Annotated in this window: 24 protein-coding genes and 2 tRNA genes; 14 read left to right on the forward strand and 12 right to left on the reverse strand. The window is 66.8% G+C overall.

From position 1 onward, the window contains the following. Nucleotides 1-253: 253 nt before the first annotated feature. The 5 genes from HV701_RS20200 to HV701_RS20220 all read left to right on the forward strand — a co-directional run bounded on the left by HV701_RS20200 (nucleotide 254) and on the right by HV701_RS20220 (nucleotide 5403). Entirely contained in the window at nucleotides 254-2479 is a 2226-nt protein-coding gene (locus tag HV701_RS20200) for a glycoside hydrolase family 31 protein (RefSeq protein WP_175134794.1), read from the forward strand. A gap of 171 nt (nucleotides 2480-2650) precedes the next feature. Beyond that, nucleotides 2651-3739, forward strand: coding sequence for a methionine ABC transporter ATP-binding protein (locus HV701_RS20205; RefSeq protein ID WP_175134795.1), 1089 nt, complete (start codon nucleotides 2651-2653; stop codon nucleotides 3737-3739). Continuing rightward, nucleotides 3696-4349, forward strand: coding sequence for a methionine ABC transporter permease (locus tag HV701_RS20210; RefSeq protein WP_006388812.1), 654 nt, complete (start codon nucleotides 3696-3698; stop codon nucleotides 4347-4349). Before HV701_RS20205 ends, HV701_RS20210 begins: the two co-directional genes overlap by 44 nt. A gap of 54 nt (nucleotides 4350-4403) precedes the next feature. Further along, nucleotides 4404-5201, forward strand: coding sequence for a MetQ/NlpA family ABC transporter substrate-binding protein (locus HV701_RS20215; RefSeq protein ID WP_175134796.1), 798 nt, complete (start codon nucleotides 4404-4406; stop codon nucleotides 5199-5201). A gap of 126 nt (nucleotides 5202-5327) precedes the next feature. Continuing rightward, a tRNA-Lys gene (locus tag HV701_RS20220) sits at nucleotides 5328-5403 on the forward strand. Between the two features lie 254 nt (nucleotides 5404-5657). Here the strand turns inward: HV701_RS20220 and HV701_RS20225 are convergent. The 6 genes from HV701_RS20225 to HV701_RS20250 all read right to left on the reverse strand — a co-directional run bounded on the left by HV701_RS20225 (nucleotide 5658) and on the right by HV701_RS20250 (nucleotide 10547). Continuing rightward, nucleotides 5658-6089, reverse strand: a complete 432-nt coding sequence (locus tag HV701_RS20225; protein WP_175134797.1) for a RidA family protein — start codon at nucleotides 6087-6089, stop codon at nucleotides 5658-5660. Nucleotides 6090-6198: 109 nt separating this feature from the next. Further along, nucleotides 6199-6486, reverse strand: coding sequence for an MSHA biogenesis protein MshH (locus HV701_RS20230; RefSeq protein WP_175134798.1), 288 nt, complete (start codon nucleotides 6484-6486; stop codon nucleotides 6199-6201). A 124-nt stretch (nucleotides 6487-6610) separates the two neighbouring features. Beyond that, nucleotides 6611-8227 (reverse strand): methyl-accepting chemotaxis protein, encoded by a 1617-nt coding sequence (locus tag HV701_RS20235; protein WP_175134799.1) that lies wholly within the window; start codon nucleotides 8225-8227, stop codon nucleotides 6611-6613. Between the two features lie 145 nt (nucleotides 8228-8372). Beyond that, the gene (locus HV701_RS20240; RefSeq protein WP_175134800.1) at nucleotides 8373-9275 is read right to left on the reverse strand and encodes a LysR family transcriptional regulator; all 903 of its coding nucleotides are present in this window, start codon (nucleotides 9273-9275) and stop codon (nucleotides 8373-8375) included. 415 nt (nucleotides 9276-9690) lie between these two features. Further along, a complete protein-coding gene (locus tag HV701_RS20245) occupies nucleotides 9691-10110 on the reverse strand; it encodes a hypothetical protein (RefSeq protein ID WP_175134801.1) in 420 nt (139 codons plus the stop codon). Next, the gene (locus HV701_RS20250) at nucleotides 10107-10547 is read right to left on the reverse strand and encodes a Fur family transcriptional regulator (RefSeq protein ID WP_175134802.1); all 441 of its coding nucleotides are present in this window, start codon (nucleotides 10545-10547) and stop codon (nucleotides 10107-10109) included. Before HV701_RS20250 ends, HV701_RS20245 begins: the two co-directional genes overlap by 4 nt. A 107-nt stretch (nucleotides 10548-10654) precedes the next feature. On the opposite strand from HV701_RS20250, the gene HV701_RS20255 reads away from it, so the two are divergent. The 3 genes from HV701_RS20255 (at nucleotide 10655) to HV701_RS20265 (ending at nucleotide 12651) form a co-directional block, all read left to right on the forward strand. Continuing rightward, nucleotides 10655-11437 (forward strand): helix-turn-helix transcriptional regulator, encoded by a 783-nt coding sequence (locus HV701_RS20255; RefSeq protein WP_175134803.1) that lies wholly within the window; start codon nucleotides 10655-10657, stop codon nucleotides 11435-11437. Between the two features lie 201 nt (nucleotides 11438-11638). Next, nucleotides 11639-11788, forward strand: coding sequence for a hypothetical protein (locus HV701_RS20260; protein ID WP_175134804.1), 150 nt, complete (start codon nucleotides 11639-11641; stop codon nucleotides 11786-11788). Further along, complete coding sequence (locus tag HV701_RS20265) at nucleotides 11785-12651, forward strand: alpha/beta hydrolase (RefSeq protein WP_175134805.1); 867 nt, start codon at nucleotides 11785-11787, stop codon at nucleotides 12649-12651. Before HV701_RS20260 ends, HV701_RS20265 begins: the two co-directional genes overlap by 4 nt. 13 nt (nucleotides 12652-12664) lie before the next feature. On the opposite strand, the gene HV701_RS20270 is transcribed toward HV701_RS20265, so the two are convergent. Beyond that, complete coding sequence (locus HV701_RS20270; protein WP_175134806.1) at nucleotides 12665-13138, reverse strand: YkgJ family cysteine cluster protein; 474 nt, start codon at nucleotides 13136-13138, stop codon at nucleotides 12665-12667. Nucleotides 13139-13351: 213 nt separating this feature from the next. Here HV701_RS20270 and HV701_RS20275 point away from each other — a divergent pair, with 213 nt between their 5' ends. Continuing rightward, the gene (locus HV701_RS20275; RefSeq protein ID WP_175134807.1) at nucleotides 13352-13957 is read left to right on the forward strand and encodes a DNA-3-methyladenine glycosylase I; all 606 of its coding nucleotides are present in this window, start codon (nucleotides 13352-13354) and stop codon (nucleotides 13955-13957) included. A 4-nt stretch (nucleotides 13958-13961) separates the two neighbouring features. Here the strand turns inward: HV701_RS20275 and HV701_RS20280 are convergent, their stop codons facing one another. Then, nucleotides 13962-15872 (reverse strand): LTA synthase family protein, encoded by a 1911-nt coding sequence (locus HV701_RS20280; protein WP_175134808.1) that lies wholly within the window; start codon nucleotides 15870-15872, stop codon nucleotides 13962-13964. A 296-nt stretch (nucleotides 15873-16168) separates the two neighbouring features. On the opposite strand from HV701_RS20280, the gene HV701_RS20285 reads away from it, so the two are divergent. Then, nucleotides 16169-18238, forward strand: coding sequence for an AsmA family protein (locus HV701_RS20285; protein ID WP_175134809.1), 2070 nt, complete (start codon nucleotides 16169-16171; stop codon nucleotides 18236-18238). A 5-nt stretch (nucleotides 18239-18243) separates the two neighbouring features. On the opposite strand, the gene HV701_RS20290 is transcribed toward HV701_RS20285, so the two are convergent. Both HV701_RS20290 and HV701_RS20295 read right to left on the reverse strand, forming a co-directional pair. Continuing rightward, nucleotides 18244-19839, reverse strand: a complete 1596-nt coding sequence (locus tag HV701_RS20290) for a GGDEF domain-containing protein (protein WP_175134810.1) — start codon at nucleotides 19837-19839, stop codon at nucleotides 18244-18246. A gap of 11 nt (nucleotides 19840-19850) precedes the next feature. After that, the gene (locus HV701_RS20295) at nucleotides 19851-20495 is read right to left on the reverse strand and encodes a TetR/AcrR family transcriptional regulator (RefSeq protein WP_175134811.1); all 645 of its coding nucleotides are present in this window, start codon (nucleotides 20493-20495) and stop codon (nucleotides 19851-19853) included. Between the two features lie 117 nt (nucleotides 20496-20612). On the opposite strand from HV701_RS20295, the gene HV701_RS20300 reads away from it, so the two are divergent. The 3 genes from HV701_RS20300 (at nucleotide 20613) to HV701_RS20310 (ending at nucleotide 22686) form a co-directional block, all read left to right on the forward strand. Further along, nucleotides 20613-21359: a 3-oxoacyl-ACP reductase family protein gene (locus HV701_RS20300; RefSeq protein ID WP_175134812.1), complete on the forward strand. Its 747-nt coding sequence runs from the start codon at nucleotides 20613-20615 to the stop codon at nucleotides 21357-21359. 161 nt (nucleotides 21360-21520) lie between these two features. Continuing rightward, nucleotides 21521-21596: transfer RNA gene (locus HV701_RS20305), tRNA-Lys, on the forward strand. Between the two features lie 148 nt (nucleotides 21597-21744). After that, nucleotides 21745-22686: a metallophosphoesterase gene (locus HV701_RS20310; RefSeq protein WP_175134813.1), complete on the forward strand. Its 942-nt coding sequence runs from the start codon at nucleotides 21745-21747 to the stop codon at nucleotides 22684-22686. A gap of 21 nt (nucleotides 22687-22707) precedes the next feature. Here the strand turns inward: HV701_RS20310 and HV701_RS20315 are convergent, their stop codons facing one another. Together HV701_RS20315 and HV701_RS20320 are read right to left on the reverse strand one after the other, a co-directional pair. Next, entirely contained in the window at nucleotides 22708-22977 is a 270-nt protein-coding gene (locus HV701_RS20315) for a PAAR domain-containing protein (protein WP_175134814.1), read from the reverse strand. A gap of 20 nt (nucleotides 22978-22997) precedes the next feature. After that, entirely contained in the window at nucleotides 22998-23252 is a 255-nt protein-coding gene (locus HV701_RS20320; RefSeq protein ID WP_236755094.1) for a hypothetical protein, read from the reverse strand. 131 nt (nucleotides 23253-23383) lie between these two features. On the opposite strand from HV701_RS20320, the gene tssA reads away from it, so the two are divergent. After that, nucleotides 23384-24505: a type VI secretion system protein TssA gene (gene tssA, locus HV701_RS20325; RefSeq protein ID WP_175134815.1), complete on the forward strand. Its 1122-nt coding sequence runs from the start codon at nucleotides 23384-23386 to the stop codon at nucleotides 24503-24505. Nucleotides 24506-24573 lie beyond the last annotated feature (68 nt).

Consider the following 24573-nt stretch of genomic DNA (forward strand, 5'->3'; position numbering starts at 1 on the left):
CGGCGGGCGCGGGCGCACAGGCGTAGAATGGCAAAAAATGCCAGGATTTGGCGCCAGATAGGCCCGTGTTGGGCGCGAACCTGGCGTTGCGGCGGCTTGCCGGCGATTCGTCGGATTAGGGCCGGCCGGGGGCTTTGCGACCCCTTTTTTGGATGATATCGCTGTCCAAAAGAGGGACCGAGTTTATTTCAAAGCTCAAATCCGTCAAAATAGCGTCTTTTGATGGTTTTTGGCTTAAGCCGGGGGATGCTCTGTGCCGCCCAAGTTCGACTTTGCCCATACTACCCAGCTCGAGAATGTAGAGCTGCTGACGTCCCGCCCCAGTCGCATCGATTTCGACGCGGGCGATGGGTTGCACCTGGTAGTCGAGGCGCATGCGCCTGGTGTGTTTCGCCTGCGCTGCGGCGAGGCGAACCACCTTACCGATGACAAGCCTGGCGCGCGTGCGCGCGCCGTGGCCGAGATGTTGCTCGCGCGCCAGGAGGCGGTGGGCGAGGCCGCCATCGCCCCACGCGATGGCGGGGACGGTTGGCGCATCACCCAGGGCGACGTGGCCCTGGAAATCCAATCCAACCCCGTACGCTTCGTGCTCTATCGCAACGAAGAGCGGGTGTTCGAGTCCGAGGTCTCCGCGCATACGCCCGCATTCGGGTACAACGCGCTGGACCAGGCCGACGACGCGGTATGGACGGCGGGCTTCACCCTGCTGCCCGAAGAGCGCGTCTATGGCTTGGGCGAAACCCCGGGCGACCTGAATCGCCGCGAGGAATCCGTGGTCTCCGACGACCCGGAACACCGGGCCCTGCCGCTGGCATGGAGCCCGCGCGGCTGGGGCGTGTATGTCAACACGATGCGTCGCGTCGAACACGCGGTGGGCGTGGCGCCGGCCGATTCGGCCTATGTCGTCAGCGTCGATGACGTGGTCCTGGACGTGTTCCTGTTCGCCGGTGAGCCCGCCGAAATCCTGAACCAGTACACCGCGCTGACCGGCCGCGCCGGCCAGCCGGTGCTGTGGGCCATGGGCGCCTGGCTGCAGCAGGCCAGCGGCGAAATGCCGACGCAGACCGTGGCGCTGCTGGGCCGCATGCGCGAACACCAGATCCCGGTCGACGCGGTGACGCTGGCGCAGCCGGCGGCATGGGGCTTCCAGGCCGACAAGACCGTGTTCGAATGGGACGCCCAGCGCTTCCCGGATGCCAAGCAGATGCTGGCGCTGTTTCACAAGCACAACGTGCATGTGGCCGCGTCGGGCTTTCCCGGCGTCATCAAGACCAGCCCGCTGTTCGAGGAACTCGAAGACCGTGGCTGGTTGCTCACGCGCGAAGATGGCTCGGCACAGGTGTTCGACGGCAACCGCGCCACCTCGGGCCAGCCGTACGGCCTGCTGGACCTGACCTATCGCGACATCTACAACCTGTGGGTCGAGCGCCATCGCCAATTGGTCGAGGATGGCCTGGACGCGCCCGCCTGCGACGCCCAGATCGCCATTCCCGATGGCGTGTCCGCGCGCAACGGTGAAACCGGCCCGGCGCTGCGCAGCATGTATCCGCTGCTGGTGCGCCGCGCGCTGTTCGACGCCGTCGCCGGCCTGAAGGTGCCGCCCGAAGGCGTGGTGCCCAGCACCGACCTGTTCCCCGCCGCGCAGCGCCTGCCGTGGCAGGTGGGGCCGCAGGTCGACAACACCTGGGAAGGCCTGCGCCATACCCTGCGCACCGCGTTGTCGATCGGCGCCTCGGGTCTGCCGGTCCAGGTGCATGGCATCGGCACCGGCTCGCGCGGCACCGCCGACATGACGCCCGAGCTGTACCTGCGCTGGCTGACCGCCGGCGTGTTCTCGGCGAATTTCTCCTTCCAGGGCGTGGCGGGCCTGTTGCCGTGGGACTTTGGCGACGAGACGCTGGCGCACGTCAAGACCTGGATGCAGTGGCGCTATCGCCTGGTGCCCTACGTGCTGGGCGCCATCGAGGACGCGGCGCGCACCGGCCTGCCGGTGCAGCGTTCAATGGCCATGTCGTTCCCCAACGACCCGCACGCGCACGAATGGGATCTGCAGTACCTGCTGGGTCCGGCCCTGCTGGTGGCGCCGATCACCGCGCCGGGCAGCCAGCAGCGGGTGTATCTGCCCAAGGGCGATGCCTGGTGGGACCTGAACACCGGTCACCGCTACGAAGGCGGCACCACCTGGACCATCGATTGCGACCTGGGCCAGTTCCCGGTGTTCGGGCGCGAAGGGCACATGCTCTGTCTCGGTCCGGCGGCGCAGCACACGGGTGAATTCAATTCGGCCCGCATCCTGGATGAAGTCTGGATGTTCGGCATGCCGGTGCACAACCCGGTGGTCATGCGCAACAAGATCCGTGTCATGCAGATGCAGGGCTCCAGCTATATCAAGGGGCTGGAAGGTCTGCGCATCTCGCCGTCCGAGGGACTGGAGGTCAAGCGCCGCGGCGCGGAAGTCCGTATTTCGCGCGCGCGCTGAGGCGGCTGGGGCCGGTTCGCCGGCCATCGAAAAAAAGGGCAGTCAGGAAGGCTTTCCTTCCCGACTGCCCTTTACGTCTTTGCGCCGGCGCATTTTATATTACTGTAAGTTATTAAAAATGGAAAAAACGGTCGTTCTCTTCAGAAGAGAAAAGATACAAAATCGCTTGCCATGATTCAGATCGAGAACCTATCCAAGACCTACGCCACGCCGCATGGCCAGTTCCAGGCGCTGCGGGGCATCAACCTGCACATCCAGCAGGGCGAGGTCTTCGGCATCATCGGCCCCAGCGGGGCCGGTAAAAGCACGCTGGTCCAGTGCATCAACCTGCTGGAACGCCCCAACGAGGGTTCCATCTCGATTGGCGGGCAGGCCCTGACCGGGCTGAGCGAGGCGCAGTTGCGCGCCCAGCGCCGCCGTATCGGCATGGTGTTCCAGGGCTTCAACCTGCTGTCGCGCCGCACGGTGTACGGCAACGTGGCGCTGCCGCTGGAAATCGCCGGCGTCGCCAAGAGCGAGATCCCGGCCCGCGTCGAACGCCTGCTGGCCCTGGTGGGCCTGGAGCACCTGCGCGACCGCTATCCCAGCCAGATCAGTGGCGGCCAGAAGCAGCGCGTCGGCATCGCGCGCGCACTGGCCAACAATCCGGACGTGCTGCTCAGCGATGAGGCCACGTCGGCGCTCGATCCCGAGACCACCCACAACATCCTGGCGCTGCTGCGCGACATCAACCGCAAGACCGGCATCACCGTAGTCATGATCACGCACCAGATGGAAGTGGTGCGCGAGGTCTGCGACCGCGTGGCCGTGCTGTCGCAGGGCGAAGTGGTCGAGATGGGCAGCACGCGCGAAGTGTTCGCGCAGCCGCGCCATGAAGTGACCCGCGCCATGGTGTCGGCCGCGACCGCGTCTGACCTGAGCGACGCCACGCTGGCAGCGGTCAAGCAGCGCATCGAGACGCTGGCCGCCGCCAAACCGGGCCAGGCCGTGCGCCTGCTGCGCCTGTCGCTGACCGGCACCGACGCGTCGGGCTCGTTCCTGTCCGACCTGGCGACGCAGTATTCGCTGGACGTGGGCCTGGTGCAGGCGCGCGTCGAAGACATCCAGGGCGTGGCCGTCGGCACGATGTTCGTGCTGGCCCAAGGCACGCCCGCCGCGGTCAAGGACGCCCTCGCCGCGTTGACCGCCCGTGACATCACCGTTGAAGAAATCGCTCATGAGCCCGCAACTGATCGACCTGCTTATTACGTCGCTGCTTGATACCCTGCTGATGGTGGGGGTGGCCAGCGCCATCGCGGTGCTGGTCGGCATTCCGCTGGGCGTGATCCTGACCGTGACCGCGCGCGGCAACATGCTGGAGAACCAGGCCGTCAACCACGCGCTGGGCGCGGTCATCAACGCCACCCGTTCGGTGCCGTTCGTGATCCTGATGGTCGCCATCATTCCGTTCACGCGCCTGGTGGCGCAGACCTCGATCGGCACCACCGCCGCCATCGTGCCGCTGTCGGTGGCCGCGATCCCGTTCATGGCGCGCATCGCCGAGAACGCCATGCGCGAAGTCGATCCGGGCCTGATCACCGCCGCGCGCGCCATGGGCGCCTCGCCGATGCAGATCATCATGAAGGTGCTGCTGCCCGAGGCGCTGCCCGGCCTGATCGCCGCCACGATCGTCACCGTGGTCAGCCTGATCGGCTACTCGGCCATGGCCGGCGCCATCGGTGGCGGTGGCCTGGGCGACCTGGCGATCCGCTACGGCTACCAGCGCTTCCAGTCCGACGTGATGGCCGCCGTGGTCATCGTGCTGATCGTGCTGGTGCAACTGATCCAGAGCCTGGGCGACCGCTACGTGCGCCGCATCTCGCACCGTTGAGCGCGGGCGCCATCCATTCTTCCCTCTCCTTCCGACATTCGGGATATTCGCAACATGAGCATCAAGGTTTTGAAGTCGCTGGCCGCGTTCGCCCTCGGCGCCGCCGTATTCACCCAGCCCGCGCTGGCGCAGGACAAGCCGCTGAAGGTTGGCGTCACCGCCGGCCCGCACGCCCAGATCTTCGACGTGGTCAAGCAGGAAGCCGCCAAGCAGGGGCTGAACGTCCAGGTGATCGAATTCACCGACTACGTGCAGCCGAACGTCGCGCTGGCATCCGGTGACCTGGACATGAACAGCTATCAGCACCAGCCCTACCTGGACAACGCCAACGCCGACCGTGGCTACAAGCTGGTGAGCATCGCCAAGACCGTGATTTTCCCGATCGGCATCTACAGCAAGAAGATCAAGTCGCTGGCGGAGTTGAAGGACGGCGCCCGCATCGCGCTGCCGAACGATCCCACCAACGGCGGCCGCGCCCTGTTGCTGCTGCAGGCCAATGGCCTGATCAAGCTGCGTCCGGAAGCGGGCCTGAAGGCCACGCCGATCGACGTCATCGAGAACCCGAAGAAGCTGCGCTTCATCGAACTGGACGCCGCCCAACTGCCGCGTTCGCTGGACGACACCGACGCCTCGGCCGTGAACACCAACTTCGCGCTGGAAGCCGGCCTGAATCCGGCCACCGACGCGATTGCCCAGGAGTCGCCCGACTCGCCCTACGCCAACGTGCTGGTGGTGCGTGAAAAGGACAAGGACCGTCCCGAATTCGCCAAGCTGGTCAGCATCTACCACAGCCCGGCGGTCAAGCAGTTCATCGAGACCAAGTTCAAGGGCGCGGTGGTCGCTGCCTGGTAAGCCGGAAGCGTCACCCTCATAACAGGACGGCCGCGCGAGCGGCCGTTTTGCATTGGGGCAGGGGCGAGCGCGCCGTCATTTTTTTGACAAGGCTGGCGAAATCAGCCATAATTTCGGGCTTCGGTCGGGCTGATAGCTCAGTCGGTAGAGCAGCGGACTTTTAATCCGTTGGTCGCGAGTTCGAGTCTCGCTCAGCCCACCACTCATTTCTGGTTCAGCGCTTGCTGGATCTCTGATGTGCAAATTGCAGATCTGCAAAAATGCAGATGTGCGACGAAAGCCCCTGGTTTCGCAACCAGGGGCTTTTTGTTTGTGGCGAAGGAGCGGGCGGGGCGTGGGCCCACATACGGGCACTGAGTACGTTGTGCGCCACCTATATGGGCCGAGGCGAGAGCTCGAGCGTTGACCCAACCGTGATCCAAAAGGCTGATCAAAACCGCTGATCAAAACCGCAGATCAAAGCGGCAGCAGCGCCGTTGCCTCGATCTCCACCAGCATGCCATCGAGCGCCAGCCGCGGCACCGGGATCAAGGTGCAAGCGGGCGCCAGGTGGATGCCCCAGCGCGACTTGATCTCGTTGGAGAACAGCGCCAGGCGCTCCTGGCTGTGGTCGACCACCAGCACCGTCAGCTTGGCGACGTCGAACAGGGTGGCGCCGGCCGCTTGCAAGGCAGTCTGGACGTTGTCCAGCGCCTGGCGCACTTGGGCGAGGAAATCGGGGGAGAGTTCGCCCCGACTGTTTTCGCCGCCCTGGCCGGCGGCGAACACCAGCCGGGCGGGCGTGTCGGCCACGGCCACGTGCGAGTAGCCATTGGGGCGAGGGTCATACAGGCCAGGCGGATTGATGAAGGCGAGCGAGGACAGGGCGGGGGTGATGCGGGACGACATGCGGGGCTCCGTGGACAAACCGTATTGATGAAGCCGCAGTATCGAACCTCAACCGCGGTTGAGGTCAAGGGATCGGTCGCCGCCATCACCTGTCGGCCGTGCCGACGGATCAGGACAGGGGGCGCGGCGGCATCGCCGACAGATCGGCCAGGCTCAGGCCGCAGCCGCGCGCGCGTTCGGCCAGGGTGGCGCTTTGCTCCAGCGCCCGCTGGCTTTCGATCAGCAGCACGTCGAGCTGTTCATCCAGCGACGAGGCCATGGCCCAGGCCCGCTCGGCGAACTCGACCGAGAAGGCGTCGACACAGGTCTTGCAGATGGCGGCGCCGTTGCGTTCCAGCAGCGGGGCGCCTTGGGCCAGCGTCGAGAGGCAGAATTGACAGGCGAGGGCGCGGCTCATGCGTCGTGGGCTCGTGGTCGGATGAAGGCCGGCCGCGGCGCTGCCGCGGGGCCTGACCTACGGACAACGGCCGATCGGGCGGAGTCTTAAGCCCCGGGCCCAGCGGCCCGGCCCGGAACCGCGTTCAGTTCACCATGGCCGGCCGCAGCGGCATCGCAATTGCCTGGGGCGTGACGTCGATCACCGTTTCGACCGGCAGCTTGAAGAACGCGGCGGTGGCCGCCAGGCGTTTGGCCTGTTCTTCCAGCGAGGCGGCGGCGGCAGCGGCCTGTTCGACCAGGGCGGCGTTCTGCTGGGTGACGTCGTCCATCTGCGTTACGGCGCCGTTGATCTGGTCGATGCCGGTGGCCTGTTCGGTCGAAGCTTCGGTGATTTCCGCCATGATCTGCGTAACGCGCTGCACCGAGGTCACGATCTCCTGCATGGTGTCGCCGGCGGCGCGCACCTGCTCGGCGCCGCTGGCGACGTTGCCGGATGACTGTTCGATCAGGTCCTTCACTTCGCGCGCCGCCTGGGCGCTGCGCTGCGCCAGGGTGCGCACTTCGCCGGCGACCACCGCGAATCCCTTGCCCTGTTCGCCGGCGCGGGCGGCTTCGACCGCCGCGTTCAGGGCCAGGATGTTGGTCTGGAAGGCGATGCCATCGATCACCGAGACGATTTCCGCGATGCGGCGCGAGCTTTCCGAGATACGGTCCATGGTCGTCACCACCTGGCCCACGGCCTCGCCGCCGCGCAGGGCGATGCTGCGGCTCTCGGCCGCCAGGGTATTGGCCTGATGCGCGTGTTCGGTGTTCTGCTTGACCGTCGTGGCCAGTTCCTCCATGGATGCGGCGGTCTGTTCCAAGGAGGCGGCCTGTTCCTCGGTGCGCGCCGACAGGTTGGTGTTGCCCGAGGCGATCTCGGCGGCGCCGGTGTTGATCTCGGTGACGCTGCGGCGCACTTCGCTGACGGTGCGCGTGAGGCTTTCCTGCATGCGCTTGAGCGCCGTGAACAGGATGCCGATCTCGTTGTCGCTGTTCACCGCGACCCGCTGGGTCAGGTCGCCGGAGGCGATGCGGTCGAAATGCACGGCGGCGTCCTTCAGCGGTTGCAGCACCTGGCGGCCGATGAAGCGCCAGCAGCCCAGCGCCAGTACCGCGGCCAGTGCCAGCATGACGATGGCGGACAGTTGGGCCCGTTCGTAGCGCAGGTCGGAGGCGGTGTTGATGGAGGCGCTGCGGCGCTCGGTGTGTTCGAGGAAGGCGGTCACGCGCTCGGCAAAGCGGGCATCGGCGCTCCGGGTGTCCGCCACGGCGCTTGCATAGCCCTCGGCGGATTGCTTCTGCAAGGCCTGCTCCAGTGTCTGGATGCTGCCGACGTAGGCGTTGAAGACGCTGTCCAGTTCGCTCGCCAGCTTCGTGCCCGCGGCGGTGGCCTTGGACACGCGCTGGTACACCGCGAAGCGCTTGCGCGCCTCCTGCAGCGCCTGATTGGCCTGGTCGATGCTGGCCTGGGCCTGGCTGCCCTTGCCGGAAACGATGTCCAGGTACGCCGCCACCAGGGTCAGGCGACTGCGCAACAACAATGTCTGCGCTTCATACAGCGGCCGGGTCTGCTCGGCGGCGACCGAGTTCAGGTCGTCGACCGCGCGATCGGCGGCCTTGGCGTACAGCCACCCCATGCCGGTGGCGACCGCCAGCGCCAGGACGAAGAGGGCCAGCACGGCCAGCAGACCGGTGCGTATCTTCAGATTCTTCAGCATGGTGGGCTCCTGTGTATGACGCGGGCGACCTGGCGAACCGGGCGCCCTGAAAATCGGAGCCAATGTAAATTTGAATTACAAATCTAACAATTAATTATTTTTCACCCGGGCATTCTGCTTTCGGCAATGCCTGGGTCCGGGGCCGTCAGGGGGTGTCGCTGCGGATGAAGCGCAGGAAGCGGTGGGCGGCGTCCGACAGCGGGCGCGAAGCGTGGGTCTGGAACTGGAGCTGGCCGGCGTTGAGCAGTGCGTCGTTGATTGGACGGCAGATGAGGCGGCCGGCTTCGAGCTGGTCGGCGGCGGTCAGGCGGGCGCACAGGGTGATGGCGTCGCCCATGAGGACGTAGTGATAGGCCGCATCCGGCAGATTAGAGGTAAAGGCCGGCGACAGCGTGATGTTATACAGGCTGCAGGCCATTTCCAGCACTTGCCGCAGGGCGCTGCCGCTATCGGGCAGGGCCAGCGGATAAGCGGACAGTTGGGTGATGTGCAGCGAGTCGCAGGCGGCCAGCGGATGGCCCGGGCGCATGACCGCGACGATTTCGGCCGGGTGCGAATGGATGACGGCGATGTCCTTTTCCGCCGCGTGGCTGTAGGTGACGCCAATGTCGGCCTGGGCCGAGCGGACGCGCTCGGCCACCAGACCGGCATCCAGGATATGAAGGTGAAACCGGATGGACGGGTGTTCGGCCTGGAACGCCGCGAACTTGCGCGGCAGGGCATAGGCGGCGAAGCCGGGCGCGCCAGCGATTTTCACGGTCTGGATATAACGGCCGTTCTGGCTGTCGATTTCGGCATAGGTGCGCGCGGCGTCGGCCTCGACGCGGCGCGCATGGTCGGCCAGGATGCGGCCGACTTCGGTGACCCGCATGCCTTTGGGGTGGCGCTCGAACAGCTGATTCTGCAGGCGCTGTTCCAGGCCGGCGATCTGCCGGCTGACGGCCGAACTGACGACGTTGAGGCGCGCGGCGGCGCCATTGACGGAACCTGTGTCGACGACGGTGAGAAAGTAACGAAGCGCGGTGCTGTCAAATTGGAATCGCTTCATTGGTATGAGTGCCGTAAATCGCAGTGTCGAGTCCGGGCGGCGGGCAAGCGCTACGGACAGCGCGGGCGGTGGCGGTCCGTGGGGGCGCCGCGCGCCGTGGCGTCTGGCGGACACTGCGATCAACAGTGTCGGACCATGGAAGCGGGCGCGGGTTGCGCCGCGGGCGGGACGGGAGCGCTTTCCGGAGGGTGTCGGGGCGCCGGAAGACCGATCCCGGGAGCCTGCGGGACAGGCGATGGGCCTGACGTGGAATTTAGTCCAGCAACACCTTTTGCCACAATCGCAAATTTCTCAATATTGCATTCTAATTTCAGCAATAACCCCGGATGCCGGACTTTGTGGCCGGATCGGGGAGGCGCGCCAAAAAAAACGCGCCCGAAGGCGCGTCTGGAAGCGGGGAGAGTGGCGGTCCGGTTCAGTCCACCCGGAAACCGCCGGGGCCGGCCTGCCCCAGCAGTTCACGCGCGCATTGCACCGCTTCATGCGGCGTGGCCACGGCCAGGAAGGGCATGCCGAACGCGCGCGCCATCTTCTCGCCGCGCTTGCGGATCTGGGCGAGCGCGGCGCTATCGCGCTCGATCGCGATGAAAGCGCGGCAGCGAGCCTTCAGGCGCGGCATGTTGCTGGTCTGCCATTCGATCATGGCCTTGCGATCGTCATGGCTGGCTTGCTGGCGCATGTCCGGCACCACCATGACGAAGGTCTGTGGGTTGTCGACCAGCATTTCCATCTCGCGGATCCAGCTGGCGGCGTAACCGGCCGGCGCGCTGCCGTGCCGCGCGGTGACGATGGGGAATTGGGACAGGTCGTGGAAGAAAAACTGGTCGCGGTTCATTCGAATGCTCCAATGGAGGGGATGGGGGCGTCCTTGCGGCAGCCGCAGCCGCCGTAAAGCACCAGGCTGTAGGACTCCAGCGTGAAGCCGCTGTCCTTCGCGATCTTGCGAACCCGTTGCGCCATGGCGGTGTCGCTGGATTCCTGGATGCGGCCGCAGTGGCGGCAGACCAGGTGGTCGTGATGTCCCTTGTCGTTCAGCTCATACACGGTGGAATGCGAGTCGAGTTGAGTCCGTTTGAGCAGCCCGGCGTCCTCGAGTTGCGTGATGACGCGATAGACCGTGGCCAGGCCGATGCGGCTGTGCTCCGAGATGAGGTTGCGGTAGATATCCGCGGCGCTCAGGTGCTGGTCCGCGTGCTGGTGGAAGATGTCGAGGATCTTCAGGCGTGGGAAAGTGGCTTTGATGCCGGCCACGCGCAAGCGGGTATGGTCCATGATGATTCTCCGTGCCGGGGGCGATGCCTCAATGATGAGAATGATGTACATTTTCAAGAAGGCCCGCTAACGCGAACCCGTCAACCTGTAGCTCGAACCTGCCAACCATGCCCGACCTGGCCGTGGTCCACCACGCCCTTCCCGGCGTTCTGCTGACGCCCTTCAGCATCCGGCACCCGCGGACGTCCAAAGGCATCGCCGTGCCTGACCATGCTCACGACGAGGGCATGCTGGTGCTGGTGCATGCCGGCCTGGTGCTGGTGCAGGCCGGCAGCCAGGTCTGGACGGTGCTGCCAGGCAGCCTCGGCTGGATTCCCCCGGGCGTGCAGCATGCCGCCCGCTGGTTCGGCGAGGCGCGCGGTTCGTTCCTGTACGTGCGGGCCGACGCCTGCGAGCGATTGCCGGATCACTGCCGTTCCTGGCCGTCGTCGCGCCTGATCGACGCCTTGATCGAGCGCTTCACCACCAGCCAGGCCGGTGAACTGTCGGAGGCCTATCTGGCGCAGCTGTTCGACGTGCTGCTGGCCGAGATCACGCAGCGCGATCACGCCCCGATGCTGCTGCCAATGCCGGACGATCCGCGCCTGCAGGACCTGGCCAATTCCCTGCTGGGCACGCCCGACGATCCATCGGGCATCGACGATTGGGCGCAACGCCTGAACATGTCGCCGCGGACCCTGATGCGCCGCTTCCGCCAGGAAACCGGCGTCACGCTGGGTCAGTGGCGCCAGCAGGCGCGGCTGTTGCGGGCGCTGGAGATGCTGTGCCGCGGCGACTCCGTGACCGAGGCGGCGCTGGCGGTAGGCTACGAAAGCACCAGCGCCTTCATCGGCAGTTTCCGCGGCGCCTTCGGCATGACCCCCACGCGCTACCTCGCCGGCCGCGAATAAGCGCGCGTCAGCGGACCGCCTCCGGCCGCCGGGATGCGCGCGAGGCAGGCGGGCAGGGCGCTGCCCCGTCGCGGTCCACCCTTTACGGATCTTCACGTTTTTCCGACAGATGTGCGGATCTTCGCGCGCGCCGCGTGCCTACCATGGCGTCAGGGTAGGACAGGGCTTCCCGTTCCGCCCGTCATGCATCAAGGGTGTTCCATGAATTGCCAACCATTGCTCGCCCCGCCGCAGGCTGGCGGCGGCGCCCCGCCGGCTCCGGCACTTGTCTTCGCCTCGATCCTGGCGCGCCTGCTGACGGCCACCCGCAGCGCCTGGCAGCTCGACGCCACGGCCGGAGCCACGTCATGACGGCGCCGCGCACCGCCGCGTTGCTGATCCACGGGCTGGGTGGCACCGAATTCGACATGGGGTCGCTGCACCGGGTGCTGGGGCGCGCGGGCGTGGACACTCATGGCGTGACGCTGCCCGGCCACGCGGGCCGCCCCGAAGATCTGTTGGACGTGCGGGTCGAGGATTGGATGGCGGTGGTCACCTGCCGCTACCGCGAGTTGTGCGCGCAGTACGAGCAGGTGCACGTCATCGGCATGTGCCTGGGCGCGTTGCTGGCGGTGGAACTGTGCAAGCGCGAGTCGCATAGCCGTGGCACGCTGGTGGCGCTGTCGGCGCCGGTGTTCCTGGATGGCTGGAGCACGCCTTGGTATCGCGCCTTGCGCCACCTGCTGTACCACGTGCCGGGCGTGCCGCGCCGCATTCGTGTCGAGGAAGAAGACCCCTACGGCGTCAAGAGTGAATTGGTGCGGGCGTTCATCAAGGCCGGGTTCGCGCGCGGCGACGGCTTTCATTACCAATGGGTGCCGCTGGCCTGCGTGCGCCAGGTCGACCGGCTGCGCCGCATGGTCAAGCGCGGGCTGGAACGTATGCGCTGTCCGGTCCTGGTGATGCACGCGATCGAGGACGAGCTGACCAGCCCGCGCTCGGCGCGGCTGCTGGGGGCGCGGATTCCCGGCGCGTCGGTGGTGTTGCTGCGCGACAGCTATCACATGATCTGCGTCGATCATGAGCGCGAACGCGTCATGCAGAACGTGTTGAGTTTCCTGGGCAAGGATCCTGGCATCGTGCGGCCGCGCCGGCGCGCCAGCGCGGCCCGCGCCTGTCGTGTCGGCGAGGAGGCGCCACGACAGGCCGAGGGCCTGCTGGCCGCCGCCCGCTAAGGACGGCGCCGCATCAGGCGGCGGCGGGCTGGTCGGGCTGGTTGGGGTGCGAGGGGCCTTGCGGGTCGTTTTCCGCATCGGGCCGTGGCGGCACCGGCGCCAGTCCCAGCGCCAGCCGCAGCCGTTGGCAATCCGGATTGGGCGAACCGTCGGGCTGCCAGATATCGAATTCGCGGCACGGCGTGGGGCGGTTTTCGTAGATGGCGCAATGGATCCCCGGCCGTCCCAACTGGCCGCGCAGTGCGACGCAGCGGCCGGCTCCCATCTCGGTGCCTTTCATGCAGGCCCGTAGCGGACTGATCTGCGTGACCAGTTCGAGCGGCACGTGGCCGCCGTTTTCCCCGGCCAATTCCCCGATATAGAACGACACCCGGAAATGCGAGCAACAGGCGCCGCAGTCCAGGCAGGGATTGGCGGCGGGGTTGCTGTCGCCGGCCAGCAGGGCGGGCGATACCAGAGTCAGGGCGGCAGTCTCGAGCTGGGACATGGGGAGTATCCGGATACCTGTCCAGCCCGGCATGACGCACAACGGGCTTGCATGCCGCAAGCCCGCCTGCTCGACCCGGGGCGCGCGAGGACAGGGCCGGCGCGGGATCAGGGGTGGAGATAGTAGCGGGATTCGCTATGCGGCCGCCATGCCTTTTTTCGGGGACGTTGCTGCGGTAGCATTTGACACCCGACAGCCGCCAGGACGCTTCCCATGACAGCCAATTCCGATTTCCCCGACGGCCTTGCCCGTTGCCGCTGGGTCGATACGTCCGCCGAATACATGGCGTACCACGATACCGAATGGGGGCGTCCGCAAGGCGATGACCGCGCCCTGTTCGAGCAGTTGTGTCTCGAAGGGTTCCAGTCGGGCCTGAGCTGGCGCACCATCCTGAACAAGCGCGAGGCATTCCGCCGTGGGTTCGCCGGGTTCGACCCGGCCAAGGTGGCGCGCTTCGGTGACAGGCAGGTCGAGGCGTTGCTGGCCGACGCCGGCATCGTGCGGCATCGCGGCAAGATCGAAGCCGTCATCAACAACGCCGGGCGGGCGCTGGAAATGATCGCGCGTGAAGGCTCTCTGGGCGCGTTCTTCTGGCGTTTCGAAGCGCCGGCCGGGGAGCCTTCGACGCGCGGCGCGTCGACTTCGCCGCAGTCCGAGGCCTTGTCCAAGGCCCTCAAGAAGCTGGGCTGGAAGTTCGTTGGGCCGACGACGGTCTATGCGTTCATGCAGTCGGTAGGCATGGTCAACGACCATCATCCCGACTGCCATTGCCACCGCGCGAGCGAGCAGGCGCGCCAGGCGTTCCGCCGGCCAGTGTAGGGAGTCAGCGGGCCGCGCCCGGCGCCACGGCTGCCGCGCCCGGAAGGCAATAGCGGCCTTCGCGGTAGGCCCAGCTGGGCCACAGCGCGTGTGCCAGCGCCTCGCCGGCCAGGTCCGGGTCCAGCGGCACCGGGGCGTAGTCTTGCGGCGCGGTATAGCGGTACTGCACCGGCGGCTTGTTCGGCGCCATCACCAGCAGGTGGTCTTCCTTCAGGTAGCCATAGGTGTTGTCGTACTGCATGATGGCGCGGCCCGGCGTGCTGCGGGTCAGGTCGTGGCCGAGCATCGGATGTTCGGTGTCGACGCCGATCAGCGACAGCAGCGTCGGCGCCAGGTCGATCTGGCTGATCAGGCGGTCGTCGCGCCGCGCTTCGATGCCCGCGCCCAGGATCACCGCCGGAATATGGAAATGGCGCACCGGCACCAGGCTGGCGCCGAACACGCGCGAGTCATGGTCGGCGGCGATCAGGAACACCGTGTTTTCCCAATAGGGCGCGGCCTTGGCGCGTTCGAAGAAACGGCCCAGCGCCCAATCGGCATAGCGCACGGTGTTCTCCACGGTGGCCGGGTTGCCTTCGGTCTGGATGCGCCCCGCCGGGTATTCCCAGGGCGAGTGGTTCGAGACGCTGAAGGCCAGCGTGAAGGTGGGTTGGTCGCCGTCTTCGCGCAGCAGCCGGTCGAGTTGGTTGAACATGTCTTCGTCCGAGGCGCCCCAGGTGCCGACGAAGGCCGGGTCGACGAAGTCCTCGCGGTCGACGATCTGCCTGAAGCCATTGCCCAGGAAGAAGCCCTTCATGTTGTCGAAGTGCGATTCGCCGCCATAGATGAAGCGCGAGTGATAACCGTGACGGCCCAGCAGGTCGGCCAGCGAGAAGAAGCCGCGCTGCGAGCGCGGCAGTTTCAGCACCGCCTGGGCCGGGGTCGGCAGGAAGCCGGTGACGACGGCCTCCAGGCCTCGCACCGAGCGTGTGCCCGTGGCATAGGCACGGGTGAAGGTCCAGGCGTCTCGCGCCAGGGCGTCGAGCTCGGGGGTCAGGTCCATGCCGCCCAGGCTGGCGCTGTATTGGGCGCCCAGGCTTTCCTCGAGAATGATGACCAGGTTGAGCGGGCGCGAGGTCTGGCGGCTGGCGGGCTGGCGATGCAGGCTGGGATGGTGCGCGTCGGGCGGGGGATAGGGCAGGCCGGCGCGCGCCAGGACGCGGCGGTGCATGTCGTCGTCGTCCATGTCGCCATAGACGGCGGAGGCCGACTTCTCGTTTTTCATGCTGTAGACGGCATAGAACACGTTGTACAGCGAGTTCAGCGCCAGGGTGTTGAGCATGCCATCGGAACTGTAGGCGACCGACGAGGGGTTGATCGGGCGGTGGCCGAGCGTGCCGCGGATCGCCAGGATCACCACGGCCAGGATCGCCAGGCTCGCCAGCGGCATTTGCCACCAGGCCAGCGGCGCGTCGGGCGCGGCGTGGCCGAACAGACTGTAAGCGCCCCAGCCGATCAGGCCCAGGGCGCCGAAACCGCCCAGCAGCGCGCCCTTGTAGCCGCGCCACAGCATGCCGGAAACCTCGCGCGGGTGTTTCAGGTATTCGACGAACAGCCGGTTGGGACGGGTGTCGTATTCCAGGATGAATGGTGGCGTGGCGACTTCCAGGAAGGCCAGCAGGATGAAGGCGACCAGGTACCAGATGCCGGCGGCGGTGGCGGCGAACGGCAGGTGGCCGAACCAGGGCGACAGCACCGCCGGCAACGCCGCCAGCACGCCGATCTGGTGGGCGTCGATGCGCAGGCCGCCCAGCAGCAGGGGCGCGAGCCCGCCGGCATCGCGCACGCGCCGCCATTGCCAGGCGGCCAGGGCCAGTCGGCTAAGGGTCAGCAGGGCAAAGGCTGCCACCACGAAGATCAAGCTTGAATGCCGCATCGGGCCTCCTGGTAGTACTGCGGTTCCGCGCGCGGCGGCGGCGGGTCGATCGCCCCGCGCATTTGAACAGGGCCGGCGTCAAAAAAACGGTAGGAATCATGCCTTCCCGTCCGGCGAAGTCTCCGGCCGGGCCGGCCCGCTTTGTAACTTTTGCCGACCGGGCTCTCTGTGACACGGAAAAATCCGTACACATTATGAGGCCGGCAAGCTTAACCCGCCCGGCCCGGCGCGCTACCCTTGAGGGTAAATAGGGCCGGGGCAGCGGCGCGCCGGCGGCAACGGCAAGGATGATAACGATGACGCGCAGAACAAAAATAGTGGGCGGGATCGTAGGGGGGCTGGCCCTCCTGGTGGCGGTAGCGGTGGTGGTGATTGCCACGTTCGACTGGAATCGCGCCAGGCCGATGATCAATGAGCGCGTCAGCGCGGCCATCGGACGGCCCTTCGCCATCAACGGCGACCTGAGCGTCGCGTGGTCGCGGGAACCGGACCAGGGCGGATGGCGCGCCTGGGTGCCGTGGCCGCACATCGTGGCCAACGATATCCGCATCGGCAACACCGATTGGGCCAAGGCGCCGCAGTTCGCGACCCTCAAACGTGGCGAGTTCAGCCTGGCGCCGCTGCCCCTGCTGCGTCAGCGGGTGGTGATACGGCGGATCCAGTTGACCGAGCCGTCCGCTGACCTGGAGCGCCTGGCCGACGGCCGCGCCAATTGGGTCTTCACCCTGCCAGAGAGCGGCGAGCCATCCCCCTGGGTGCTGGATATCAATGAAATCGGCTTTGACAAGGGCCGCATTGGCCTGACCGACGCGATCCTGCAGGCCGATCTGACCGTGCAGGTCGATCCACTCGGCAAGCCGGTGCCGTTCGCCGACGTGGCCGGTGCGGCTTTCGCCGCGCAGGATGCGAAAGCCGCGCCGCGCGACTACGTTTTCGGCTGGAAGGTGGCGGGCAGGTACAAGGGCCTGCCCGCCAAGGGCGAGGGCAAGGTCGGCGGCATGCTGGCCCTGCAGGAGCCCCGGCAGCCGTTTCCGGTACAGGCCGAGGTGACGATCGGCGGCACCAGGGCGGCCGTGGCCGGCACCCTGACCGATCCGGTCAACCTGGGCGCGCTGGACCTGCGCCTGAGGCTGTCGGGCGGATCCATGGCGCAGTTGTATCCGCTGACCGGCGTGACGCTGCCGGACACGCCGCCGTATTCCACCGACGGCCATCTGGTGGCCAGGCTGCGCAATGCCGGCGGCGCGGTGTTCGACTACCGCGATTTCAACGGCCGCGTCGGCGACAGCGACCTGCATGGCGACGTGTCGTTCTCGTTGGCCGCGCCGCGTCCCCGGCTGACCGGCAAGCTGTCGTCCAGGCAACTGCGCATGGCCGATCTGGGGCCGTTGATCGGCGTGCAGTCCGGCAAGGCCACGCCGCCGCAGGACAAGGCCAAGGATGCGCCGGCCAAGCCGCCGGGCGGCAAGGTGCTGCCGACGCAGGCATTTCGCACCGACCGCTGGCGCGACATGGATGCCGATGTGGCGCTGGAGGCCGGCCGCATCGTGCATGACGCCAAGCTGCCGTTGTCCGACCTGTCGGTGCATCTGGTGCTGCAGGACGGCCAGCTGACGCTCGACCCGCTGCGTTTCGGTATGGCGGGCGGCAGCATGGCCGCGAGCGTGCGGCTCGACGGCGCCGACGCGCCGTTGACCGGCCGCGTCGAGATGCACGCGCGGCGCCTGCGCCTGAAGCAACTGTTCCCCGCTACCGAGGCCATGCAGAAGACACTGGGCGAGTTGAATGGCGATCTGGCGCTTTCCGGCACGGGCAATTCCGTGGCCGCGCTGCTCGGGTCGGCCAGCGGCGATGTGAAGATGCTGGTCAACGATGGCGTGATCAGCCGCAGCCTGATGGAGATCGCCGGGCTGAATGTGGGCAACTACGTCGTCTCCAAGCTGTTCGGCGACGACGAGGTCAAGATCAATTGCGGCGCCGCGGACCTGGAAATGAAGCGCGGCCTGATGACGCCGCGCGTGTTCGTGTTCGACACCGAGAATGCGCTGATCAACATCACCGGCACCGCCGACTTCAAGGACGAGAAGCTCGATCTGGATATCACGCCGGACAGCAAGGGGTTTCGCATCTTCTCGCTGCGGTCGCCGCTGTATGTGCGCGGCACCTTCGGCAAGCCGGACGTGGGCGTGCATGTGGGGCCGCTGGCGGCCCGCGGCGCGGGCATGGTGGCGCTGGGCGTGATCCTGACGCCGGCGGCGGGCCTGCTGGCGCTGATCGCGCCCAGCACCAGCGACGATAATTCCTGCGGCATGCTGCTCAAGCAGATGCGCACGCCGCCCAAGGCGCCAGCGCCCAAGGGCAGGTAGCGCGGTCAGCGCGGCAGCGCCACGCGCGCGCCGCCGTCGGCCTGGTTGTCGGCGACGCAGACCGTGTTGCGGCCGTGGTTCTTGGCATAGTAGAGCGCCCGGTCGGCGCGTTGGATGACCTCGTCCAGCGTGGCGCCATGGGCCGGATAGCCGGCCACGCCGGCCGACAGGGTGATGGGCGCGGGCAGGCCCGCTTCGGTTCCCAGACGCGCCAGTTTGCGGCGCAGGCGTTCGGCCGAGGCCACCGCCGCCGCCAGGGGCGCGCCCGGCATCAGCATGACGAACTCCTCGCCGCCGCTGCGGGCCACGGTGTCTCCCTGGCGCGAGCCTTCGGCCAGCAGCTTCGCCAGCACCCGCAGGGCCTGGTCGCCGGCGGCATGGCCATGGCGGTCATTGATCGCCTTGAAGTGGTCGATGTCCAACGCCACGATGGCGAGCGGCGTCTCCGCCGCCTGCAGCAGCGTCATGGCCTCATTCAGGCCGCGGCGGTTCAACAGGCCGGTGAGCGTGTCGGTGGTGGACGCGCGGCGCAGGTCGCGGATCTTGTGCTGGATCGACGTCAGTCCCATCAACAGCGCACGTTTGAGCTGGGTGGCCTCGAAATACCACGAGCGCACCTTGCGGATGCGCTCTGCCGAGTCGGGATCCTGCATGTGTCTGGCGATGCCGGCCAGTTCACCGAGCGGCCGCGCGATCCAGCGCGACAGCAGCCACAGCAGCACAATCGAAATCAGCAGCAGCGGCAGCGTATTGCGGGCCGTGGCCATCAGCAGGTCGTTGAGCGGCAGCAGCGTGCTGGCCACCGGCCGTTGCGCGATGATGGTCCAGCCAGCGCTGGGCACCGGGGCATAGCCGGCCAGGATCGCAGTGCCCGCGGCATCGGTGAAGCGCAATTCGCCGGTTTCGCCACGCAGCGCGGCCCGCAGCGCGTCCTTGTCGGCGGAAGCCTGTCCGAGGCGGCTGCGGTCAGGGTGATAGATCAGGGTGCCGTCGCGCGACAGCACATACAGCAGCGAGTCGTCGCGGTTGAAGTGCTGGCCGAGCAACCGGTCGAGCACATTGTCTTCGTGCAAATAGAGCGTGCCGGCGATATAGCCGAGATAGCGATAGTCGCGCGAGAAGATGGGGTGGGTGCAGAGGATGAGCCAGCGGCCGTTGCGGGCCCGGAACGGTTCGCTGATGACCGGACGGCGGGTGCTCAGCGCGGTGCGGGCGGCATCGCTGGTCATCTGTTGGCCCAGCAGTTGCGGATAGGAGGTCGATGCCGCCAGCACCTTGCCCTGTGACGAGACGATAAAGCTGGAATTGAAATGGCCGAGCTGCTCCTCCTGGCGGCGGGCCTCCGCCGTCATCAGCCCGGGCTGGGTTTCCATATCGGCCAGCACATCGGCGCTGTAGGCCAGGTGGCGCCGCAGATCGCCCAGGAAGTACTCGGTGGTGGCGGCCAGCTTCGCGGCGTAGACGCGATTGCTCTCGAGCGCGTTGTGCAGCAGCAGGTCGCGTTGCACGAGATAGCTGGCGTGCAGCCCCGCCGCCAGCACCAGGAAGATCGACAGCAGGCTGACCCAGAGGATGAGGCGCCGCAGGTCGATGCGGAACATGGTCAGCCCCTTCAGGCTTGGGCGCGTCCGGGCGGAAGGCCGGACGGCGGCGAGCCGCCGGTGATCGCGTCCCAGGCGCACATCGCCTGGCGCGCCACGGCTTGCAGGGTCTTGCGGCTGGCGCCGTCGCGCGCCTGGATCGACATTCCGTGCAGGATGGTGGTGTAGAAGGCGGCCAGCCCTTTCAGGTCGGCGCCGGGGGGGAGTTCACCCGCGGCCGCGGCGGCGGTCAGGCGCGCCAGGATGCAGCCTTGCATGTCGCGCCGGTTGTCTCCGAGGAAGGCGCCGACGCCGTCGTGGCTGTTGGCGCCGGATGGCGCGCCCAACACGATCAGGCAGCCAGGCGGGGCGCCGGGGGCGGTGAAGCGCTCGGCCGCCGCCAGCAGCATGCCGCGCACGCCTTCGCGGGCGGTGGCGCCAGCAGCGAGCGCTTGCCGCGAGGCGGCGCCATCGGTGTCGCGGTAAAGCTGAACCGCTTCGCGAAAGAGCCCCTCTTTTGAACCGAATGCGCCATACAGGCTGGGCGAGTTGATACCCATCGCGGCCGTCAGATCGGTTAGCGATGCTCCTTCGTATCCCTTCGACCAGAAGACTTCCATGGCCTTGCGCAAGGCCTGGGCTCGGTCGAAGTTCCGGGGGCGCCCACGTTCTGCCATATAGCGGGAATTTTACCCGCGGGAGATATTTTGTGTTGATCGATAAAAAACTGTTGACGGCCGTGCGGCGGTATTGGAATATATTTTGTATTGATCACTACAAATAAGGATTGAGCCATGCAGAACCTGGACGGAAAAGTCGCTTTCGTGACCGGCGGCAGCCGCGGCATCGGCGCGGCCATCGTGCGCCGCCTGGCGGCGGACGGGGCCGACGTCGCTTTCACCTATGTCAGCGAGGCATCGCGCGACACTGCCGCGGCGCTGGCGCGCGAGGTCGAGTCTGGCGGCCGCCGCGCGCGCGCTATCCAGGCCGATTCGGCCGACGCGGCGCAGGTGCGGCAGGCGGTCGGCCAGGCCATCGCCGAGCTGGGGCCGGTGGACGTGCTGGTGAACAATGCCGGCATCTTCCTGGCGGGCCCGCTGGACGAGGTGACGCCGGACGACTACGAGCGCACCATGAACATCAACGTGCGCGCGCCGTTCGTCGCGGTCCAGGCGGCGCTGGCCACGATGCCGCAGGGCGGCCGCATCATCAACATCGGCAGTTGCCTGGCCGAACGCTCGGGCCGCGCCGGCGTGACGCTTTACGCGGCCAGCAAATCCGCGCTGCTGGGCATGACCCGCGGCCTGGCGCGCGACCTGGGCGCGCGCGGCATCACGGCCAACGTGGTCCATCCGGGACCGATCGATACCGACATGAACCCGGCCAACGGCGAACGCGCCGGTGACCTGGTGGCGGTGCTGTCCTTGCCGCATTACGGCGAAGCGCGCGATATCGCCGGCATGGTGGCTTTCCTGGCCGGGCCGGATGGCCGCTACGTGACGGGGGCGAGCCTGGCGGTGGACGGCGGCTACGCGGCCTGATCCTCGTGGCTAGCGACTTTTTTGTGATCGCCAGGACACGGACTTGCACAATCAAAAAAAGCTCTCTATAATCTCGCTTCTTCGCTGATCAAACACAACGAAACGCGGCGAAACTTGGCGAAAGCAGGGTTTCCAAAGCGGGAGTCGTGAATGAACATGCAGGGCTGTTAGCTCAGTTGGTAGAGCAGCGGACTCTTAATCCGTAGGTCGAGTGTTCGAGCCACTCACAGCCCACCAGAATTCTCTAGTAGTATCAAGCGTCAAGCCCACCGGAAACGGTGGGCTTTTTGCTTTCCGGGGATTTTGACCGTGCGCCTGGCGGGATCTCTCTTGCTCGACCGCACCTCTGACGCACGGCGGGCAACACACAGCGCATGGAGTCCATATGTATGACGTCATCGGTGACATTCACGGCGAAGACCTGAAGCTCGAGGGCCTGTTGCGCCATCTCGGGTACGTGCCGGCAGGCAGGGGCTACCAGGCTCCCCGGGGCCGCCAGGCAGTGTTTCTTGGCGATCTGGTGGATCGAGGCGCGGGGCAGCGGCGGGTCCTGGAAATCGTGCGGGCCATGATGGATGACGGCCAGGCCTTGTGCATCATGGGTAACCATGAATTCAACGCCATCGGCTACGCCACCGAAGACCCGCGCAATCCAGGCGAGTTCCTGCGGCCCAATCGTGGCGACTCGGAAACGAGCCGCAAGAACCGCAAGCAGCACAGCGCATTCATCAATCAGATCGGTGAAGGCAGTCCGGAGCATGCCGCCTGGGTGGCGTGGTTTCGCCAACTGCCGCCCTGGATGGACTTGGGCGGCATCCGGCTTGCGCACGCCTGCTGGGACGACGGCGCAGTCGAGGTCCTGACCGATGCCGGCTGGACGCCTGGCAAATCACTGGACGATGCCGTGCTGCTGGCCGTTCACCAAAAGGGCTCGGATCTGGAGCAAGCCAGGAAGCTGCTCACGTCAGGGATGGAGTTGGCCTTGCCGGACGGCCGCTACATCGAGGACAAGGAGGGGCACCGCCATTACCAGGTGCGGCTTGCCAATTGGCGCGATTGGGCCAATGCCTTGCATGAGGTCGCCCTGGTGCCGGCTGGCCAAGAGCCGCAGATTCATGGTCTGGCATTGCCCGAGAACTTCAGGCGGACACCGATCACCGGCGCGCCCATTTTCATCGGACATCACTGGTTCAAGGGGCAGCCCAGGATCGAGAGCGGCAAGCTGGCCTGCCTGGACTGGTCGGCGGCGGCGGGAGGGCCGTTGGTGGCTTACCGTTGGGATGGCGAAGAGGTGCTGTCCAACGAAAAGCTGGTCTGGGAACGGTGATGCTGCCGTCCCGGCGCGTGCTCAGCCGTATTCCAGCTGATAGAAATGCTGGCTGGCGATCAGGGTGGCGCCGCAGGACGTGCGCATGCCTTCCAGCGCGGTCATGCGGTCCGAGGCAACGTTCTGCACGCCTTCAACAATGGTGTGCGTGCCGCCGCACTTGGGGCAGGTGACACGGTCGCCAAGACGGGCCATGGGCTGGCCGAAGATGACGACGGTTTCATCGCCGGTCACGACCACGCCGCCGTGCGACGTTTTATCGCCTTTGCGGATGACAGGGCGTTGGGACATGTTGCGCGAGAGATATTTGTTTACAGATACGTGCCGTCGGGCGCCAGCCGCGCCGGGCCGGCCACGAAGGTGCCGTCGGGCGCCATGCGCACAGGCCCGCCGCCGCCCTTGTAGCTGCCGTCCGGCGCGCGCTGCGGCGTACCGGCCACATAGGTGCCATCCGGCGCGCGGGTGATGGGCCCGTCGCCACCGACGATGGTGCCATCGGGCGCGCGGCGCGGGGTGCCTGCGATGAAGCGCCCGTCGGGCAGCATACGGATCGATTTGGTCGTCATGAATGCTCCTTGGGTAGGTGCGCAGATCATAGCGAAGCATCGTGATGCGCCTTGTAATAGGACGTGTCATCTTTGAACGTTATACGTAAGCCGTTGTGGGATGATTTGCGCCTATTCACCGACTTGCGCCTATGACTGACATCCACGCTTTGCTGCAACCGATACCCGGTGACGCGCCATGCGGCGTCGATCTGGTGTTTTCGCCCGAATTCGACGCGATCCGCGAGGCCCGCCGGCACGATGATCCCCAGCTCGACCAGGGGGATTGGGTCATCGACCTGAAAGAGGCCGACTGGCCGGAGGTGATGCGTATTTGCTCCACGGTGCTGCGTGAGCGCAGCAAGGACATACGCATTGCGTCGTGGCTTGCCGAGGCCTGGGCCAAGACGCGCGGGTTCGCGGGTCTGCGCGATGGTTATGTGCTGATCGACGGCCTGTGCCGCGATTACTGGGACGGGCTGCATCCCGTGCCGGAAGATGGCGATGTGCAGCAGCGCGTCGGCAATCTGGCGTGGCTGCTGTCGCGCTCGCAGCAACTCATCGGCGAGATTCCGCTGACCCAGGCCGATGGCGCGCGCTACGGCGCGGTGCTGTGGGAGGCGGCGAGCCAACTGGCCAATGCCGTCAAGCGCACGCCGGACAATGCCAACGAACTGACGCGCGGCAAGCTCACGCTGGACCGTTTCGATGCCGCGCGGCGCGATACGCCGCCATCGTTCTATTCCGAGCTGGACACGCAGCTCGAGGGATGCGCGCAGGCGCTCGCGCAATTGGAGCGCACGTTGGATGAGCGGCTGGGCGAAGACAGCCCGGCGTTCTCCCGGGTGCGCGAGTCGCTGCGCAATGTGACGGAACTGGCGCATCGGTTCGCGCGCGACGCCGGCCTGCTGGTGCGTGCCGACCTGGCGCCGCCGTCCGCGCCTTCCGCGCCCGCCGTTCCCGTTCGTGTGGAGCCCACCTTGCCCGCCGCCGATCATTTTCCTGTTGCCGATGCGCCAGCCCATGGCGCGCCGCCGGCCGCCGCGCGCGGCCCGATCCAGACCCGTGAGCAGGCGCTGGCGCAGCTGCGCGAAGTGGCGGATTTCTTCCGCCGCACCGAGCCGCACAGTCCGGTGGCCTATCTGGCCGACAAGGCGGCGAGTTGGGGTGAAATGTCCTTGCACCTGTGGTTGCGCACGGTGGTCAAGAACGACGAGACCTTGTCGGGCCTGGAAGAACTGCTCGGCATCAAGAAGGCCGGCGAGGGCAACTGAGGCGCCTGGCCGGCCAGGCGGGCGGGTCAGCCCGCTCCCGGCCCCGGCGGCGCCGGGGGGCGGTCCCG

It is taken from the genome of Achromobacter pulmonis (assembly GCF_902859765.1).
Taxonomy (GTDB): domain Bacteria; phylum Pseudomonadota; class Gammaproteobacteria; order Burkholderiales; family Burkholderiaceae_B; genus Achromobacter; species Achromobacter pulmonis.